General features: G+C 35.1%; 20 protein-coding genes. 19 read left to right on the forward strand and 1 reads right to left on the reverse strand.

Annotated features, from left to right (window positions below; all coding sequences use genetic code 11):
- Window positions 1-12 precede the first annotated feature (12 nt).
- The 11 genes from AC1RPV_RS05265 (at window position 13) to AC1RPV_RS05315 (ending at window position 8,391) form a co-directional block, all read left to right on the forward strand.
- Window positions 13-432, forward strand: a complete 420-nt coding sequence (locus AC1RPV_RS05265) for a F0F1 ATP synthase subunit epsilon (RefSeq protein WP_481761640.1) — start codon at window positions 13-15, stop codon at window positions 430-432.
- 138 nt (window positions 433-570) lie between these two features.
- Window positions 571-804: a DUF1146 family protein gene (locus AC1RPV_RS05270; protein WP_409022310.1), complete on the forward strand. Its 234-nt coding sequence runs from the start codon at window positions 571-573 to the stop codon at window positions 802-804.
- A 17-nt stretch (window positions 805-821) separates the two neighbouring features.
- The gene (gene murA / locus AC1RPV_RS05275) at window positions 822-2,126 is read left to right on the forward strand and encodes a UDP-N-acetylglucosamine 1-carboxyvinyltransferase (RefSeq protein WP_481761641.1); all 1,305 of its coding nucleotides are present in this window, start codon (window positions 822-824) and stop codon (window positions 2,124-2,126) included.
- A gap of 94 nt (window positions 2,127-2,220) precedes the next feature.
- Window positions 2,221-3,207, forward strand: a complete 987-nt coding sequence (gene mreB / locus AC1RPV_RS05280; protein ID WP_409022312.1) for a rod shape-determining protein — start codon at window positions 2,221-2,223, stop codon at window positions 3,205-3,207.
- 85 nt (window positions 3,208-3,292) lie between these two features.
- Complete coding sequence (yidD, locus tag AC1RPV_RS05285; RefSeq protein WP_409022313.1) at window positions 3,293-3,553, forward strand: membrane protein insertion efficiency factor YidD; 261 nt, start codon at window positions 3,293-3,295, stop codon at window positions 3,551-3,553.
- Window positions 3,546-3,767, forward strand: coding sequence for a DUF2969 domain-containing protein (locus tag AC1RPV_RS05290; RefSeq protein ID WP_409022314.1), 222 nt, complete (start codon window positions 3,546-3,548; stop codon window positions 3,765-3,767). Before yidD ends, AC1RPV_RS05290 begins: the two co-directional genes overlap by 8 nt.
- A gap of 72 nt (window positions 3,768-3,839) precedes the next feature.
- The gene (locus AC1RPV_RS05295) at window positions 3,840-5,060 is read left to right on the forward strand and encodes an FtsW/RodA/SpoVE family cell cycle protein (RefSeq protein WP_481761642.1); all 1,221 of its coding nucleotides are present in this window, start codon (window positions 3,840-3,842) and stop codon (window positions 5,058-5,060) included.
- A 45-nt stretch (window positions 5,061-5,105) separates the two neighbouring features.
- Window positions 5,106-5,465 (forward strand): arsenate reductase family protein, encoded by a 360-nt coding sequence (locus tag AC1RPV_RS05300; RefSeq protein WP_481761721.1) that lies wholly within the window; start codon window positions 5,106-5,108, stop codon window positions 5,463-5,465.
- 370 nt (window positions 5,466-5,835) lie between these two features.
- Window positions 5,836-6,873 carry a methionine ABC transporter ATP-binding protein gene (locus tag AC1RPV_RS05305; protein WP_481761643.1) on the forward strand — a complete coding sequence of 346 codons (1,038 nt, stop codon included), beginning with the start codon at window positions 5,836-5,838 and terminating at the stop codon, window positions 6,871-6,873.
- Window positions 6,863-7,567 (forward strand): methionine ABC transporter permease, encoded by a 705-nt coding sequence (locus AC1RPV_RS05310; RefSeq protein ID WP_409022317.1) that lies wholly within the window; start codon window positions 6,863-6,865, stop codon window positions 7,565-7,567. Before AC1RPV_RS05305 ends, AC1RPV_RS05310 begins: the two co-directional genes overlap by 11 nt.
- Before the next feature lie 17 nt (window positions 7,568-7,584).
- Window positions 7,585-8,391, forward strand: coding sequence for a MetQ/NlpA family ABC transporter substrate-binding protein (locus tag AC1RPV_RS05315; protein ID WP_481761722.1), 807 nt, complete (start codon window positions 7,585-7,587; stop codon window positions 8,389-8,391).
- A 39-nt stretch (window positions 8,392-8,430) separates the two neighbouring features.
- Here AC1RPV_RS05315 and AC1RPV_RS05320 read toward each other — a convergent pair whose 3' ends face one another.
- Window positions 8,431-9,147: a gamma-glutamyl-gamma-aminobutyrate hydrolase family protein gene (locus tag AC1RPV_RS05320; RefSeq protein WP_481761644.1), complete on the reverse strand. Its 717-nt coding sequence runs from the start codon at window positions 9,145-9,147 to the stop codon at window positions 8,431-8,433.
- A gap of 135 nt (window positions 9,148-9,282) precedes the next feature.
- Between AC1RPV_RS05320 and sufC the strand changes: the two genes are divergently transcribed.
- The 8 genes from sufC (at window position 9,283) to AC1RPV_RS05360 (ending at window position 18,331) form a co-directional block, all read left to right on the forward strand.
- The gene (sufC, locus tag AC1RPV_RS05325) at window positions 9,283-10,065 is read left to right on the forward strand and encodes a Fe-S cluster assembly ATPase SufC (RefSeq protein WP_481761645.1); all 783 of its coding nucleotides are present in this window, start codon (window positions 9,283-9,285) and stop codon (window positions 10,063-10,065) included.
- A gap of 14 nt (window positions 10,066-10,079) precedes the next feature.
- Window positions 10,080-11,366: a Fe-S cluster assembly protein SufD gene (gene sufD, locus AC1RPV_RS05330; protein ID WP_481761646.1), complete on the forward strand. Its 1,287-nt coding sequence runs from the start codon at window positions 10,080-10,082 to the stop codon at window positions 11,364-11,366.
- On the forward strand, window positions 11,335-12,573 hold the full coding sequence (locus AC1RPV_RS05335) for an aminotransferase class V-fold PLP-dependent enzyme (protein WP_481761647.1): 1,239 nt from the start codon (window positions 11,335-11,337) through the stop codon (window positions 12,571-12,573). The genes sufD and AC1RPV_RS05335 overlap by 32 nt, the downstream gene beginning before the upstream one ends.
- The gene (gene sufU, locus AC1RPV_RS05340; protein ID WP_481761648.1) at window positions 12,560-12,991 is read left to right on the forward strand and encodes a Fe-S cluster assembly sulfur transfer protein SufU; all 432 of its coding nucleotides are present in this window, start codon (window positions 12,560-12,562) and stop codon (window positions 12,989-12,991) included. The genes AC1RPV_RS05335 and sufU overlap by 14 nt, the downstream gene beginning before the upstream one ends.
- A 14-nt stretch (window positions 12,992-13,005) precedes the next feature.
- On the forward strand, window positions 13,006-14,400 hold the full coding sequence (sufB, locus tag AC1RPV_RS05345) for a Fe-S cluster assembly protein SufB (protein ID WP_481761649.1): 1,395 nt from the start codon (window positions 13,006-13,008) through the stop codon (window positions 14,398-14,400).
- Window positions 14,401-14,456: 56 nt separating this feature from the next.
- Complete coding sequence (locus AC1RPV_RS05350; RefSeq protein ID WP_481761650.1) at window positions 14,457-15,392, forward strand: ABC transporter ATP-binding protein; 936 nt, start codon at window positions 14,457-14,459, stop codon at window positions 15,390-15,392.
- The gene (locus AC1RPV_RS05355; protein WP_481761651.1) at window positions 15,385-16,155 is read left to right on the forward strand and encodes an ABC transporter permease; all 771 of its coding nucleotides are present in this window, start codon (window positions 15,385-15,387) and stop codon (window positions 16,153-16,155) included. Before AC1RPV_RS05350 ends, AC1RPV_RS05355 begins: the two co-directional genes overlap by 8 nt.
- A gap of 271 nt (window positions 16,156-16,426) precedes the next feature.
- Entirely contained in the window at window positions 16,427-18,331 is a 1,905-nt protein-coding gene (locus AC1RPV_RS05360) for a M13 family metallopeptidase (RefSeq protein WP_481761652.1), read from the forward strand.
- The last annotated feature ends 11 nt before the right edge of the window (window positions 18,332-18,342 follow it).

Below are 18,342 nucleotides of genomic sequence, written 5' to 3' on the forward strand. Positions count from 1 at the left end.
GGGTAATAACAGATGGCTGAAGATTCAGTTTTGACCGTTAGTATCGTCACTCCTGATGGTAGTGTTTATGACAATAATGCTAAAATGATTATTGTTAAAACACCCAGCGGGGAAATGGGTATTTTACCCAATCATATTCCAGTTATTGCTTCTCTTGATATTGATGCTGTCAGGGTTAAGGTAAATGATAATGAAGAAGATGAAATTGCCGTAAGTGGTGGATTCATTGAATTTTCAAAAAATGTCGCAACGGTTGTTGCAAATGCAGCAGAATGCCAAGAAGATATTGATGAAAATCGTGCACAGGCTGCTAAAAAAAGAGCTGAGCAGATGATTTCTACTGCAAAACAAACACATAATGTTGATGAACTTAAAAGATCTGAAATTGCACTTAGACGTGCAATCAATCGAATTAATATCTCTAAACATTAATACAAAAGTGGGTGCTGGATTTATTCAGTACCTTTTTTTGTATATACATATTAAATATTTCATTTTTGTTACAAATATTAGCGACAAGTGGTACAAAATATGCTATGCTTATGACGAATAAATTTTAGGAGTGTTTTGATGAATACTGTGGGAATCCAATCGCTAGTTACTTTAATGAGTCATCTAATGTTTATTGGAATTGCTTTTTGGGCAATTCAAGGGTTACGAATAGACAGGTTTTTCCCACAAAGTAGCCAACAAAGAATCAAAGTTTTAATTGTCTTATTGGCTATTTTATTAGGATATACAAGCAGTGCCTTTTTCTTAAATTTTATTGATAATGTTCGTAATTTAGTTTTTTTAGTTAAATAATAACGGGGGAATAACTTGTGGAAAAAATAATCGTCAAGGGTGGAAACTCACTCAATGGAACAGTGCATATAGAAGGCGCAAAGAATGCAGTATTGCCAATTCTAGCAGCCGGAATTTTAGCAAGTAGTGGTGAAAATACACTGTCAAATGTACCAGTTTTGTCAGATGTCTTTACAATGAATAACGTACTACGTTTTTTAAATTTAGACGTTGACTTTAATGAAGAAACTAATGAAGTTAAAATGAGTGCGACTAAAGAATTATCACCAGAAGCACCATTTGAATATGTTTCAAAAATGCGTGCTTCTATTGTTGTAATGGGACCACTTTTGGCACGACTTAAACATGCGAAGATTGCAATGCCTGGTGGGTGTGCAATAGGTTCTCGCCCAATTGATTTGCATTTAAAAGGTTTTGAAGCAATGGGTGCGCATATTGAACAATTCGATGGTTATATAGAAGCAACTGTAGATGAATTAAAGGGTGCCAACATTTATCTTGATTTTCCAAGTGTAGGTGCAACTCAGAATATTATGATGGCTGCAACATTAGCTACTGGTACAACTGTGATTGAAAATGTTGCAAGAGAACCAGAAATTGTTGATTTAGCTAATATTTTAAATAAAATGGGTGCTAAAGTACAAGGTGCTGGTACCGAAACAATTCGCATTCATGGTGTTAAGGCATTACATGGCGCTGATCATGCAGTTGTCCAAGATCGGATTGAAGCAGGGACATTCATGGTTGCTGCAGCAATGACTCAAGGTAATGTTTTAATCGAAGAGGCTATTGCGGAACACAATAAACCATTAATTTCTAAATTAGAAGAAATGGGCATTGACGTTATCCAAGAAGACAATGGTATCCGAGTAATTGGAACAGAAAAAATTAAACCAACTACAGTTAAAACATTGCCTCATCCAGGGTACCCAACTGATATGCAGCCTCAAATGACTGTCCTTCAATTAATGGCAGATGGTACAAGTATTTTAACAGAGACGGTATTCGAAAATCGTTTTATGCATCTTGAAGAATTACGACGTATGAATGCAAAATTTAAGATTGAAGGCAACTCAGTTGTCATGTATGGTCCAACTGACTTCAATGGTGCAGAAGTTGCTGCTACAGACTTAAGAGCTGCTGCAGCACTTGTGCTAGCAGGATTAGTAGCTCGTGGTTATACACAAGTTACACATCTTGAATATCTTGATCGAGGCTACTATCATTTCCATCAAAAGTTAGAAGCTTTGGGTGCTGAAATTAAACGTATCAATGATGATACACAAGATATAATTATTAAGACAGAAAATGAAGTAAAATAGAAGAAATGTCCATTTTGGACATTTTTTTATTGTATAGGTATATGGTATAATGCTTACATTAGTGTAAGTTTTAAGTGCCGAGAGGAGAAGCATAATGGCTAAAGATATTGGTATTGATTTAGGAACCGCAAATGTATTAATTAACGTACAAAATAAAGGAATCGTCTTAAATGAACCATCTGTTGTTGCAATTGACACAAAATCAGGTCGTGTATTAGCAGTTGGATCAGAAGCATATAAAATGGTTGGTAGAACACCTGGTAGTATTAGAGCTATCAGACCTATGAAAAATGGTGTCATTGCTGATTTTGATATTACAGAACAAATGTTAACTTACTTTATTAAAAAATTAAATGTGAGCGGCTTTTTATCAAAACCAAGTATTTTGATTTGTTGCCCAACAAATATCACATCAATTGAACAAAAAGCAATTATTCAAGCTGCTGAAAAAGCTGGTGGTGGCAAGGTTTATCTTGCTGAAGAACCTAAAGTTGCAGCTATTGGTGCTGGGTTGGATATTTATCAACCCCGTGGTAGTTTAGTGATTGATATTGGTGGTGGTACAAGTGATGTTGCCGTTATTTCATTAGGCGATATTGTAGCAAGCCGTTCATTACGTGTTGCTGGTGATCAATTGAATAGTGATGTTATCAATTTTGTTAAGCAAAAACATAACCTTCAAATCGGTGAACGTACAGCTGAAAAAGCTAAAATTGAAATTGGGACAGTTTACCCAGACAATCGTGCATTAGAAATGGAAATTCGTGGACGAGATGTTGTTACTGGTTTACCAAAGACAGTTGTGCTTAGCTCTGCTGAGATTGAAGAAGCAACTCATGATACAATGCAAGCAATCGTTGCAGCAACTAAAGAAGTTCTTGAACAAACACCACCAGAATTAGCATCAGATATTATTGATACTGGGATTATTTTAACAGGTGGCGGTGCATTATTAGATGGTGTTGATTTATTAATGTCATCGAACTTAGATATTCCTGTTATGGTGTCAGAAACACCATTGGATGATGTCGCAAAAGGAACTGGATTCTTGTTAGATCATATTGAAAAACAAGGTAGATAACAACTGTGATACTGGTTATTAAGGGAGGTCTATTAACGGGGCAATCTGTTGATGGACCTTTTCATATAGGAGGTGTCATTTATTTATGCAAAACTTAATGCTTGCACCAATCAAGTTTTATCAAAAATTTATTTCACCGATGTTTCCACCTAGTTGCCGGTACTATCCAACATGTTCAAACTATATGATTAAGGCAATTCAAAAACACGGTGCAAAAGGTATTATTATGGGTATCGGTAGGATTTTACGATGCCATCCTTTTGTCAGAGGCGGATACGATCCCGTACCTGATTACTTTACCGTACGAAGAAATAAGAACCCTAAAGGAGAAGAAAAGCATGTCTAAAAAAGAAAAAGAGATTGAAGTAGCAGAAAATGATATTAAAATTAATGGTGAGGATGCAGTTTCATTAACCGTTGGCGGTATTGAAATTGGTACAGTCATTCAACAAGATACAAAATTTGTTGCAACATTAAGTAACGGTGAGATATTCAAAGCTAAAACTCGTGATGAAGGTATTGATACTTTATTGCGCGATTTTCACTTACATCGCGGTTAATTAGTCAATTATTAAATTTTAGCCTATTCAAAAATTTAACGAAATAAGTGACATAGTGTGGAGGGGAATTCTATGAGTAGTAGAAAAGATGAGGTCGATAGTGAGTCAAGAATTGATTATGGTATTATTTTTGCCGTTTTAGTCTTGGCAATTATTGGGCTTGCCTCAATTTACGTATCAGCATCCCATGATACTAGTGCGACCTCAATTGTTAGCCAAATGGTTTCACAGTTAATGTGGTACGCTATTGGTGTCATTGCAATTGTCGTTATTATGCAATTTGACTCAGAACAATTATGGCGAGTCGCACCGATAGGGTATTTTATTGGCCTGTTTTTATTGATGATTGTTTTAGTCGTATATAGTCGACCTTTATATATAAACACAGGTGCTAAAAGTTGGATACCATTAGTTGGTTCGTTAACGTTCCAACCATCAGAAGTTATGAAGCCAGCATTTATATTAATGTTGGCGCGTGTGGTTACGATACATAACAATGATTATCCAACTCATAAAATTGGGACAGATATTATTTTATTAGCCAAAATGATAGCATGGACGTTACCAGTAGTTATTTTATTAAAACTGCAAAATGATTTTGGAACAATGCTCGTTTTCTTTGCTATTTTAGGTGGTGTCATTTTAGTTTCAGGTATCACTTGGAAGATTATTGGACCGGCATTTGGAACGGTGGCTGTTGTAGGTGGAACGGCATTATATATGGTTATTTCAACAACTGGTCGATCAATTCTAGAAAAAGTTGGCTTTTCTGCCTACCAATTTGACCGAATTGATAACTGGTTAGATCCATCAAAAGATACATCCGGAACAGGATATCAATTATGGCAAAGTATGAAAGCCATTGGATCAGGACAAATGACTGGTAAGGGATTTAACGTGTCAAATGTTTATGTTCCCGTCCGTGAATCTGATATGATTTTTTCTGTTATCGGCGAAAACTTTGGGTTTATTGGTGGTTGTATTTTAATCTTTATTTATTTCTTACTCATTTATCGAATGGTTCGTGCAACCTTTGATACGAAGAATGAATTTTATGCTTACTTATCTACTGGGGTCATTATGATGATTTTATTCCATGTTTTTGAAAACATTGGGATGAGTATTGGGTTACTACCTTTAACAGGTATTCCATTACCATTTGTCAGTCAAGGTGGGTCTGCTTTAGTAGGAAATATGATTGGAATTGGCTTAATTATGTCAATGCGATACCATCATAAGAGTTACATGTTCAGTAGCGAAGACGAAGATTTTGATAAAAAGATAAGGCAGTGATTCTATTATGGAATCACTGTTTTTTAAAACTAGGAGGTTTTGATGATGATTGATTTTTATTGGTATCCTAAATGTTCAACTTGTAGAAAAGCAAAACAATGGTTAGACGAAAATGAGGTTGAATACCATATAATAGATCTTATCCAAGAAACACCAAAGGCGAGTCTAATCGAAAAATGGTTGAATGAGTCTGGTCTTCCAGCAATATCTTTTTTTAATACACAAGGAAATAAGTATCGTGAATTAAATCTAAAAGATAAACGACCAACGATGACAATTCAGCAATCAAGTCAAATTTTAGCATCAGATGGGATGTTAATGAAACGTCCGGTATTAACTGATGGAACAAAATTAACGACCGGATTCAGTGAAGATGTTTTTACAGAGACATGGTTAAATAAATAAAACTGTTGACATTAAATTTTAATCTAGCTATAATCAACTACAATAAGAAATACAGATAAGACGTTTTGAAAAGATGAGTAAATTTTAGTAATTAGTTAAGAGAATCCTGGTAGCTGAAAAGGGATCAAAATTACGGAATTGAATATGGTCTTGGAACGTTTGGTAGATGAGCAATGTTAATCTACCTTGGGTACGCCCAATACAGCGGAAAGGTATCGGTTATATTAAAACCCGTACCTGATGAGATTGTTATCGTGAGGTAACAATAAAACAAGGTGGTAACACGTGAAGTTTATAACTTCTCGTCCTTCCGTTTATTAAACGGGGGATGGGAGGTTATTTTTTTGCAGAAAAATTAGGAGGTATTAACATGATTGAGTTTAAAAATGTATCAAAAGAGTTTATCACGAAAAGTGGTAAGGTTAGCGCTGTTTCTGATGTGAATCTTTCGGTGGAAGATGGTAGCATCTTAGGTATTGTAGGATATTCAGGTGCTGGTAAAAGTACATTAATTAGAATGCTGAATGGATTAGAGACACCAACTTCGGGTGAAGTTGACGTTAATGGCGCTAAAATCGCATCTTTATCGGGTAGAACATTGAGAAAGCAACGTCAAAAAATTGGCATGATTTTTCAACATTTTAATTTACTCTGGTCACGAACGGTTGTGGAAAACATCATGTTTCCACTTGAACTTGCTGGAATAAGTAAAACTGAGCGGTTGTCCAAAGCTGAAGAATTAACAACATTAGTTGGGTTAAAAGGTAAAGAAAATGCATATCCTTCTGAGTTATCTGGTGGACAAAAGCAACGAGTTGGGATTGCTAGGGCTTTAGCGAATGATCCTGAAATTTTGATTTGTGATGAAGCAACAAGTGCGCTAGATCCACAAACAACAGATGAAATATTAGATTTATTACTTCAAATTAATCATAAATTGAAATTAACAATTGTATTAATCACTCATGAAATGCATGTGGTTCGTAAGATATGTGATCACGTTGCTGTAATGGAATCTGGAAAATTAGTGGAGAGTGGACTTGTCTTAGACGTCTTTAAGCGTCCGAAACAAGACGTCACAAAACGATTCGTTAATCAGGAGGTCACACCAGCTCTACATGATACTGAACTTGCTGTAAATGAATTAATTGAAGCTTATCCACAAGGGTTGATTGTTCAATTAACCTTTCACAGTACGCAGACGCAAATGCCAATTATCTCTGAAATGTTAAGACAAATTCCAGAAGTTGATTTTAATATCGTTGAGGGTTCCATTCATCAAACTCAAGGTGGCCCAATTGGAACATTATATATTCAATTAACTGGTCCAAAAATAAGTTTAGATCAAACCGTTCCATTCTTGCAAAAAATGAAAGTAGAAACGGAGGTATTGCATTATGGGGACTAATACTTGGGCGTCATATTTTAACTTTAATGCTGTTAACTGGGATGAATTCTGGTCAAATACTTGGGAAACAATCAGTATGACATTAATATCTACAATAGCCGTTACAATTTTGGGTATTATCTTAGGTCTTATTTTATTTGAAACAAAACAAAAAACGACCGGTAAAATAAGTATCTGGGTAAAAATAATTAATTGGATTGTTTCAGCCATGGTTAACATTTTTCGTTCAATTCCGTTTATTATTTTAATTGTCTTATTATTGCCTTTTACTAAGGCTTTAGTTGGTTCTATTATTGGACCGATTGCAGCATTGCCAGCTCTAATCCTCTCGGCGGCTCCATTTTATGCACGAATGGTGGAACTTGCTTTTCGTGAGATTGATTATGGTGTGATTGAAGCAGCTGAAGCAATGGGTGCTAACAAGGCACAAATCATTTGGAAAGTACTATTACGAGAAAGTTTACCAGCTCTTATTTCAGGGGCGACAGTTACTGGAATTACAATTATTGGGTACACGGCAATGGCTGGTACGATTGGTGCCGGTGGGCTAGGAAATTGGGCTTTCATTGAAGGTTATGGTGCTAATAATAATACTGTTACACTAGTTGCAACGGTCACAATCATCATTATTGTTGCCATTTTTCAACTTATTGGTGATCATTCAGCTAAATTAATCGATAAACGAAATAATTAAGGGGTAACCTCATGAGAATAAACAAAAAGTTCATTTTTTCATTTCTATTTTTGACTCTTTTATTAGCTGGATGCGGGAAACAATCAAATGGAATGACTACTTTGACAATTGGTGCTAGTAATATGCCCCATGCAGAAATTCTAGATCATGTAAAACCAATGTTGGCAAAAGAAGGTATCGATTTAAAAGTTAAAGTTTTTCAGGATTATGTGATGCCTAATAAAGCGACTGAATCTGGTGATTTAGATGCTAATTATTTTCAACATAAACCATTTTTAGATAATTGGGACAAACAGAATAATGGTGATTTAATAAGTGTTGGAAATGTTCATCTTGAACCAATCGGTGTCTATTCTAAACAAGTTAAAAAGTTAACTGATTTGAAGAAAGGAAGTACGGTTTTAGTATCTAACAGTATTTCAGATTATGGTCGTGTTTTAACTATTTTTAAAGATGCTGGATTAATAACCCTGAAAAAAGGGACAGACGTGGCAACTGCAAATTTTGCTGATATCAAAACAAATAAATTAAATTTAGTTTTTAAGCATACGTATGAGCCAAAATTGATGTCTGATTTATATGAAAATAATGAAGGCTCAGCCATCATTATTAATGCAAATTATGCGGTTGAAGCTGGATTAAATCCAACGAAACAAGCTATTGCATTAGAACGTAGTACATCATCATATGCGAATTTAGTTGCTGTCGCACCAAAAAATAAAGATAATCCTGCGATTAAAAAGTTAGTTAAAGCACTACAATCTAAAAAGACACGCGAATGGATTTTGAATAAGTATAAAGGTGCCGTTATTCCTGCAAAATAAAGAGAATTGAATTAGTCGACATGACTAATTCAATTCTCTTTATTTTGCAATTTTATTAATTAGCCATTTGAAAATAGCTAAATCTGATGGTTCTCTTATATAAGACATTTCGGGATGCCATTGAACACCTAAAATGAGACCGTCATTACTACTGATACCTTCAATTAGGCCATCTGAACTTGTCGCAATGGCCGTTAATGAATCACCTAAACGGTTAATGGCTTGGTGATGGTACGTATTGACACGAAGCGTTGAACCATAAGTATCTGATAAATAATTATTTGCTTTAATCGATACAGAATGTGTGGCGTATTCTGGTAATGTTGGATCTTGTAAATGCTTAACTTGCCAATTTGAATAGTCACTTAAATCTTGATAGAGTGTTCCACCAAAAAAGACGTTAAGTATTTGTAGTCCACGGCAAATACCAAGTATTGGTATTTTTCGAGAAATAGCTTCCTTGATTAAAGCGAGCTCCATTTCGTCACGTGGGGGATTTAATTCTTCTAATTTTGGATGAGGTTCTTGGCCGTATAAGATTGGTGAAACATCTTGACCACCTGCTAATAGTAAACCATCTACCAAATCAAGATAACTAGATGCGTTTGCTAAATCAGTAGGAATGATTAGTGGTAAACCGCCAACTTCAATAATGGCATCAATATAGCCTTGAGGTGTATAAGTAATTTCGTTAATGTGCATGCCTGTAATTGGATTTCGATTAGGATTTCCAACAATACCGATAATAGGTTTCATAAATGAACCTCCTCAAAATTTACTTTTTATTAGTTTAACTTAATTAAATAAAGATTGCGAGTCTCGAGGCTCCATTGAAATGGATAATTTATTAAGATAGAATGGAATATATTAATGAATCGGAGGAATGCTAAAATGTCGACACTTGAGGTTAAAAATTTACATGTAGAAATTGAAGATAAAGAAATTTTAAAAGGTGTTAATTTAAAAATGTCGACTGGAGAAGTACACGCAATCATGGGTCCAAATGGAACAGGTAAATCAACTTTATCTGAGGCCATTATGGGGAATCCTGCGTATAAAGTGACAGAAGGCGAAGTATTGCTGAATGGTGTAAACATTTTAGAACTACCTGTTGATGAGCGAGCTCGAGCAGGATTATTTTTAGCAATGCAATATCCTTCAGAAATTCCTGGTGTAACAAATGCTGAATTTATGCGTGCAGCAATCAACGCACGTCGACCGGAAGATAAACAAATCCCAATTCGAGAATATTTAAAGAAATTAGATAAAACGATGACAACTTTAGATATGACTGAGGAAATGGCTGATCGTTATTTAAATGAAGGTTTTTCAGGTGGCGAAAAGAAACGTAATGAAATTTTACAACTGATGATGATTGAACCAAAATTTGCTATTTTAGATGAAATTGATTCAGGTCTAGACATTGATGCATTGAAAGTTGTTTCGAGAGGCGTAAATGAAATGTTGAAAAATGCGGAATTTGGAACACTTATGATTACGCATTACCAACGTTTGCTGAACTATATTGTGCCTGATGTGGTGCACGTTATGATGGATGGACGGGTTGTTAAAACGGGTGGCGCCGAACTTGCAGAAAAACTGGAAGAAGAAGGCTATGCTGGTTTGCGTGATGAATTAGGGCTAGACATTACTTTAACAGACGAGAACCTTTAGTGGAGGGCCGGAAAATGATTGATTTGAAGCTCTTAGAACAAAGTATAATTGATTTTTCAAATTTAAAACAAGAACCTGAGTGGTTTCAACAATTAAGAAGAGATGCCTTTGTAAAAAAAACATTACTAGCGCTTCCTTCATTTGAAAAAATTAGATACCAAAAATGGCCCATTATACCTGAAACACTGGTTAAAGAATCAGGGGAATTTGTTTCAAAAAAATCGGATGAAAATACGTTTATTCAAGTTGGATCTCGAACGATTAGTTTAAATATATCTGAGGAATTAAAAGAAAATCATGTTATTATTTGCGACTGGTCAACCGCGTTAGTGGAACATGCAGATTTAATTAAGAAATATTTTATGACTAAGGCAGTTAAATGGGATAGTGATTTGTTGACCGCAACGCATTTAGCACAATTAACCGGTGGTTTGTTTATTTATGTACCTAAAAATGTTGTATTAGACAACCCAATTACAACTTATTTAACGCAGGATGCACGGGACAATCAGGACTATGTACAGCATGTTTTAATTGTCGCAGCAGAAAATAGTCAGTTTTCATATCTAGAAAATCGTTCAACAGTCGGTGATCAGATCACAACCGCAAATATTATTGTGGAAGTGATTGCTAAAGCTAACAGTCATGTTAAATTTGCTGGAGTTGATCAATTAGGGGAACATACAACAGCATATATTAACCGTCGGGGTTATTTATTAGGCAATGCAAAAATAGATTGGTCAATTGGATTACTTAATAATGGCAATATAATTGGCGATTTCGATTCTGATTTAATTGGTGCAGGTTCTCACGCAGATGTTAAAGTTGTTGCGATTTCAACAGGAAATCAGATTCAAGGGATTGATACACGGGTGACGAATTATGGTAAACATTCAATTGGTCAAATTCTGCAACACGGTGTAATTTTATCGCGTTCTACATTAATATTTAATGGAATTGGCCATATTATTAAAGGTGCAAAGGGTGCGAATGCTCAACAAGAAAGCCGTGTGCTAATGTTATCCACAAAAGCACGTGGAGACGCTAATCCTATTTTATTAATTGATGAAAATGATGTTCAAGCTGGACATGCAGCTAGTGTTGGACGCGTGAATCAGGAACAATTGTACTATCTGATGAGTCGTGGATTACACAAAGAAGAAGCAGAAAGACTTGTTATTCGTGGATTCTTAGGACCTGTTTTAACGGCAATTCCGGCAGTTGATGTTCGTGAACGATTAATCGAAACAATAGAGGGGAAACTCATTAATGGTCAAAAATTTGAAAAAGTATCGCAATGATTTTCCTATTTTAAAGCAAATTGTGAATGATGAACCGTTAATTTATTTTGACAATGCTGCAACTGTTCAGAAACCACAAGCAGTTATTAATGCCATTTCACATTATTATGAAAATGATAATGCCAATGTACATCGTGGTGTGCATACTTTAGCCGAGCGTACAACACAGCAATTTGAAGATGTACGACAAGCTGTTGCTGATTTTATTCATGCAAAATATTCAGCTGAAATCTTATTTACAAAAGGGACAACCGAAAGTTTAAACTGGGTTGCTCAGGGTTTTGCACAGAATCGATTGAAACCAGGGGATGAGATTTTAATATCTATTATGGAACACCATAGTAACCTTGTTCCTTGGCAACAAGTCGCACAAGCAACTGGTGCTAAATTAGTTTACATCGACATAACAGATGATGGACAATTAGACATTAATGATGCGAAATTAAAAATGACAGCTAAAACTAAAATTGTATCGCTAACTCAAATTTCAAATGTTTTGGGGAGTATAAACCCCATCAAAGAATTAACGGACATGGCACATACAGTCGGTGCGGTTGTTATTTGTGATGGGGCGCAATCAATACCTTATATGCCGATTAATGTTCAGGAGTTAGATGTTGATTTTTTTGCTTTTTCAGGTCATAAAATGGGGGCTGCAACTGGTATTGGCGTTTTATATGGAAAAAGTAATTATTTGAACGAGATGCAGCCACTAGAATTTGGTGGTGAGATGATTGATTTTGTTGAAGAGCAACAATCAACCTTTAAAGATATTCCTTGGAAATTTGAAGCGGGGACACCTAATATTGAAGGGGTCATTTCATTAGGTGCTACTATTCACTATTTAAATGAAGTTGGAATGGTTAATATACAAGCACATGAACAGATGCTCATCACTGATTTATTACCTAAATTAAAAGCCATTTCTGGCATTACTGTCTATGGGCCAACTGAAAGTAAAAAACGATCAGGCGTTATTTCATTTAATTTGGAGGGACTACATCCGCATGACGTTGCGACAGCTCTTGATATGCAAGGAATTGCGGTTCGCGCGGGTCATCATTGTGCACAGCCATTAATGAAGTGCATGGGTGTATCGTCAACTGTTCGTATTAGTTTATATTTTTACAATACTTTAGAAGAAAATCAAAAATTTATTGACGCGTTAATCGCTACAAAGGAGTTCTTTAAAAATGGGACTATCTAAATTAGATAATTTATATCGCCAAGTTATTTTGGAACATGCCACACATCCGCATCATCATGGCTCACTAGTAAAGGGTCAGAAATCAATTGAACTCAGAAATCCAACCTGTGGGGATGTTTTAAAAGTTGAACTTATCATGAGTGACAACAAGGTTCAAGATGTTGCCTTTTCTGGGACGGGTTGTACGATTAGCCAGGCATCTGCAAGTATGATGACTGATGAAATTATTGGTAAAGCAAAAAATGAAATAGAAGAAATGGTGACAACATTTTCAAGAATGGTAACAGGTGAAACGATTGATGAAAATCTTTTAGGTGATGCTGCTATTTTAGAAGGTGTCGCTCAGTTTCCAGCTCGGATTAAGTGTGCCACATTAGCTTGGAAGGCAGTTTATCAAGCTATTAATTTAGAAAATTAGAGAGGAGGTAAGATATGAAAGAACTAGATGTTGGTGGTGAGTATGAATATGGCTTTAAAGATGATATTGAGCCTGTTTATTCAACTGGGCGTGGCTTAACCGAAGCGATTGTTCGAGAAATTTCGGCAGCAAAAAATGAACCAGAGTGGATGTTGGATTATCGACTTCGTGCCTTTGCCTTATATGAAAAGATGCCAATGCCAAGTTTTGGTCCTGATTTGTCTAAGTTAGATTTAGCTAATATGCGCTATTTTCAACGTGCTAGTGATAATGTTGCTAGAGACTGGGAAGATGTCCCAGATAAGATTAAAGAAACCTTTGACCGACTTGGTGTTCCAGAAGCTGAACGTAAATACTTAGCTGGCTCTTCTGCACAATATGAATCAGAAGTTGTTTACCATCATATGCGTGAAGATTTTGAAAAATTAGGAATTATTTTTATGAGTACAGATGCTGCCGTCCAAGAATATCCTGAATTGGTTAAACAGTATTTTGGCAAATTGGTTCCTGCCTCTAATAATAAATTTTCAGCTTTAAATTCGGCTGTTTGGTCTGGTGGTACTTTTATCTATGTACCTAAAGGTGTGAAGACCGAGGTGCCTATTCAAAGTTATTTCAGAATTAATGCGGAGAATACAGGACAATTTGAACGAACATTAATCATTGTTGATGAAGGCGCAAGTGTTAATTACGTTGAAGGTTGTACAGCACCTAATTATTCGGCAGACAGTTTGCATGCGGCAGTCGTTGAAGTGAACGTCATGAAAGATGCCTATTGTCGGTATACAACGATTCAAAATTGGTCAGATAATGTGTATAGCTTAGAGACAAAACGTGCTAGAGCCTTAGAAAATGCGACGATGGAGTGGGTTGATGGTAACCTTGGATCAAAAGTTACAATGAAATATCCAAGTATTTATTTAGATGGTCAAGGCGCACATGGCACAATGTTGTCGATTGCGTTTGCTGGTGGGAATATCGTTCAAGATACTGGGGCAAAAATGATTCACAATGCTAAAAATACGACTTCTTCGATTGTTTCTAAATCGTTATGTAAAGATGGTGGACGAGTTGATTATCGAGGTTATTTAAAATTTGGTAGACATAGTGATGGTTCGTTTGCACATGTCGAATGCGATACAATCATCATGGATGATAAATCAGCGAGTGATACGATTCCATTTAATGAAATTTTAAATGGCAATGTTTCTATGGAACATGAAGCTAAAGTTTCTAAAATTTCTGAAGAACAATTATATTACTTAATGAGTCGCGGAATTTCTGAAGCAAAAGCAACAGAGATGATTGTAATGGGATTTGTTGAACCGTTCACCAAAGAATTACCGATGGAATACGCTGTTGAATTGAATCGTCTGATTGAGTATCAGATGGAAGGCAGTGTGGGGTAAAATAGTTTAGAATGATGTTACTTTTCCTAAAAAGTAAATAAGGGGATAATAATTAAATGATATATGCACTGGAAATAAAAGGCTTAAAAAAAGAATATGCAACGGGTGTTAAAGCGTTACGTGGTATTGATCTGGCTGTAGAAGAAGGGGATTTTTATGCACTTTTAGGGCCTAATGGTGCGGGAAAATCAACGACAATTGGTATTATTACATCTCTTGTGAATAAAACAGCGGGAACAGTGAAGGTTTTTGATTACGATATTGATACCAATTTGGTACAAGCCAAACAACAAATTGGACTTGTCCCACAGGAATTTAACTTTAATCCTTTTGAAACGGTTCAACAAATTGTTGTTAATCAGGCTGGTTACTATGGTGTTCCTCATAAAGAAGCAATGGAGCGCAGTGAAAAATATTTAAAACAGTCAGATTTATGGGAAAAACGTAATGTACGTGCACGAATGCTTTCTGGTGGGATGAAACGAAGATTGATGATTGCCAGGGCATTAATGCATGAACCTCGGTTGCTCATTTTAGACGAACCAACTGCGGGTGTAGATATTGAGTTGAGACGTGAAATGTGGTCTTTTTTAAAGGAATTGAATGAGAATGGCACAACGATTATCTTGACGACTCATTATTTAGAAGAAGCAGAAACACTTTGTCGTCATATCGGTATTATTCAATCAGGTGAGTTGATTGAAAATACGAGCATGAAAACTTTATTATCAAAATTACAATTTGAAACGTTTATTTTCGATTTAGATGTGTATGATAAAAAGCCAGAAATTATAGGGTATAAAAATTCCTTTGAAGACGCGCAAACAATTTCTATCGAAGTTGAACGAAATCAAGGTGTTAATGGGATCTTTAAACAATTTGATGAACAAGGGATAAAAGTTCTTTCTATGCGAAATAAATCGAATCGATTAGAAGAGTTATTCTTGAAAATTACGGAAGAAAAGCACCAAGTGGGGGAGAAACATGTTTAATCAATATTTTACTGCATTAAAAAGTCTCGCAATAAAAGAAACTAATCGTTATTTGAGAATTTGGGTACAGACATTAGTACCACCAGTGATTACAACATCATTGTATTTTATTATATTTGGTAAAATGATTGGTGGCCGAATTGGTGCAATGGGTGGATTTTCATATATGGAATTCATTGTACCAGGGTTAATTATGATGTCGGTGATCACTAGTTCGTATGCTAATGTATCTTCGTCATTTTTTTCTCAGAAATTTCAGAAAAATATTGAAGAATTACTAGTTGCACCAGTACCAACGCATATTATTATATGGGGATTTGTTATTGGAGGACTTGGAAGAAGTGTTTTAGTTGGGGCACTTGTCACTATTATTTCATTATTTTTTGTACCTCTTCATGTTTTTTCGTGGGTCATTATTATTATCACACTTTTGATGACAGCCATTTTATTTTCATTAGCAGGATTAATTAATGGTATTTTTGCACAGTCATTTGATGATGTGTCAATTGTACCTACGTTTGTTTTACAGCCATTAACTTATCTTGGTGGTGTTTTCTATTCTATTTCAATGTTACCACCAGTTTGGCAGGCCATCTCTAAGATTAATCCAATTGTTTATATGATTTCAGGATTTAGATATGGTTTTTTAGGTAAGACTGATGTATCACTTGCTTTATCAATGATAATTCTTATTCTGTTTATTGGTGTTCTTTACTGGATTTGTTGGTATCTTATTAATAAAGGTAGAGGTTTGAGAAGTTAGGATAGCCAATGTAATAATCCTTCTTTCTTATTAATCATTCTGTGACGGTTGATCAATAATGAATCTGGATAGCACCAAAAACAAAAGTCTTATGGCTTTTGTTTTTTTGTTAGGGTACGAAAAATGGTACCAAAGATAGATATCGTAGACTCTTTAAAAGATAGATATAAGGTATATTTTGAAAAAATGTCTGTTTTTCAAGTAAATTATTATTAAAACACTAGAATAACGTTTATACTAGCTACATATAAAACTAAAAAGGAGATAAATAATGACTATAAATAAACAATTAATTAAAGATGATTTATACGAAGCAGTAAATGGTGAATGGTTAAAAACTGCCAAAATTCCTGATGATAAACCTGCGACGGGTGGTTTTAATGATTTAGCTGATGAAATTGATAAAACTTTGATGGCTGATTTTGAAAAAATGTCAGCTGATTCTAGTGTTAAAGCACCATTAATGCAAGAATTTTTAAACTATTATGCCTTAGCAGCTGATTTTGATCGACGTGAATCAGAAGGAACCTTACCATTGAAAAAAGTTTTAGCACCTTTAGAAAATTTAACAAGTTTAGCTGATTTCGATACTAAATGGGCAGATTTTGTTCGTGCGGGTTATCCAACACCACTTGGGTTTGATGTTGATGCTGATATGAAAAATGCTAAAATTAATGCTTTATTTGTGGCAGCTCCGAGTTTGGTTTTACCAGATAAAACGTATTATGAACGAGATAATTCACAAGCTGAAGGTTTACTTAAAGCATTTAGGGCGATGATGACTAAGTTATTAGTTGCTTTAGATTATAGTGAAGAAAATGCAAATCATGTTATTACAGAGGCACTAACTTTTGATCGTAACTTAGTGCCAAATGTCAAGAGTGCTGAAGAATCAGCTGATTATAGTAAAGCGTACAACCCACAAAGTTTCACAGAATTTAGTTCACAAAGTAGTAATTTAGATTTAAAATCAATTGTTAAAAATCTTTTAAATGGGAATGAACCAGAAAAAATAATTGTGACTGAACCTAAATTTTTATCATCTATTGATGAACTCGTGAATACAACTCATTTTACAGAATTTAAAAGTTGGTTAATTGTTAAAACAGTAGGGAGTCTTAGTTCATATTTATCAGATGACTTACGTGTTATTGCTGGTGAATACGGGCGTGCATTATCTGGAAGCAAGGCACCGAAAAAACAACAAAAGTTTGCTTATTATCTAGCCATGGGAACCTATAGTGGGGTTGTGGGCGAATATTATGGATATAAATACTTTGGTGAAGATGCTAAAGCAGACGTTCAACAGATGGTTGAAAAGATGATTAATGTTTATCAAAATAGATTGGCTACTAATAATTGGTTAACAAGTACTACACGTGATAAGGCAATTTTAAAATTAAGTAAATTAGGTATTCAAGTTGGGTATCCAGATAAAATTAACCCGCTTTATCAAAAAATGCACGTTAATATGGAAAAAACATTGCTAGAGAATGCAATGGCCTTTGATAAATTAGCCACTGAAGATATGTTTAGTAAGTGGGATAAACCTGTCGATCGTGATCTTTGGGAGATGAGTGCAGCAACAGTTAATGCTTATTATCATCCCTTTAAAAATATCATTGTCTTTCCAGCGGCTATTTTACAAGCACCATTTTATAGTTTAGAGCAGAGTAGTAGTGCTAACTATGGTGGTATTGGAGCAGTTATTGCGCACGAGATTTCACATGCTTTTGATAATAATGGTGCGCTATTTGATGAGTATGGTAATTTGAATAATTGGTGGAGTGAAGCCGATTTGACCCATTTTAAAGAATTATCACAACAAATGATTACTGAATTTGACGGAACTGAATTCGCAGGCCAAAAAGTTAATGGGACTTTAACAGTTTCTGAAAATATTGCTGATGCTGGTGGGCTTAGTTGTGCACTTGAAGCGGCTAAATCTGAAGACGATACTGATTTTGAAGCATTTTTCATTAATTGGGCACAAGTATGGCGAATGAAGGCTTCAACACAGTATATGCAATTGTTATTATCAATTGATGTTCATGCCCCTGCTAAGTTGCGTGCTAATATTCAAGTTCAAAATTTAGCAGAATTTTATGATGCCTTTGATATTGTTGCAAGTGATGCAATGTATAAAGCAGTCGATGAACGCGTTAATATTTGGTAAATGATTAATTA

It is taken from the genome of Dellaglioa sp. CoH-55-MRSF-9 (genome assembly GCF_056782155.1).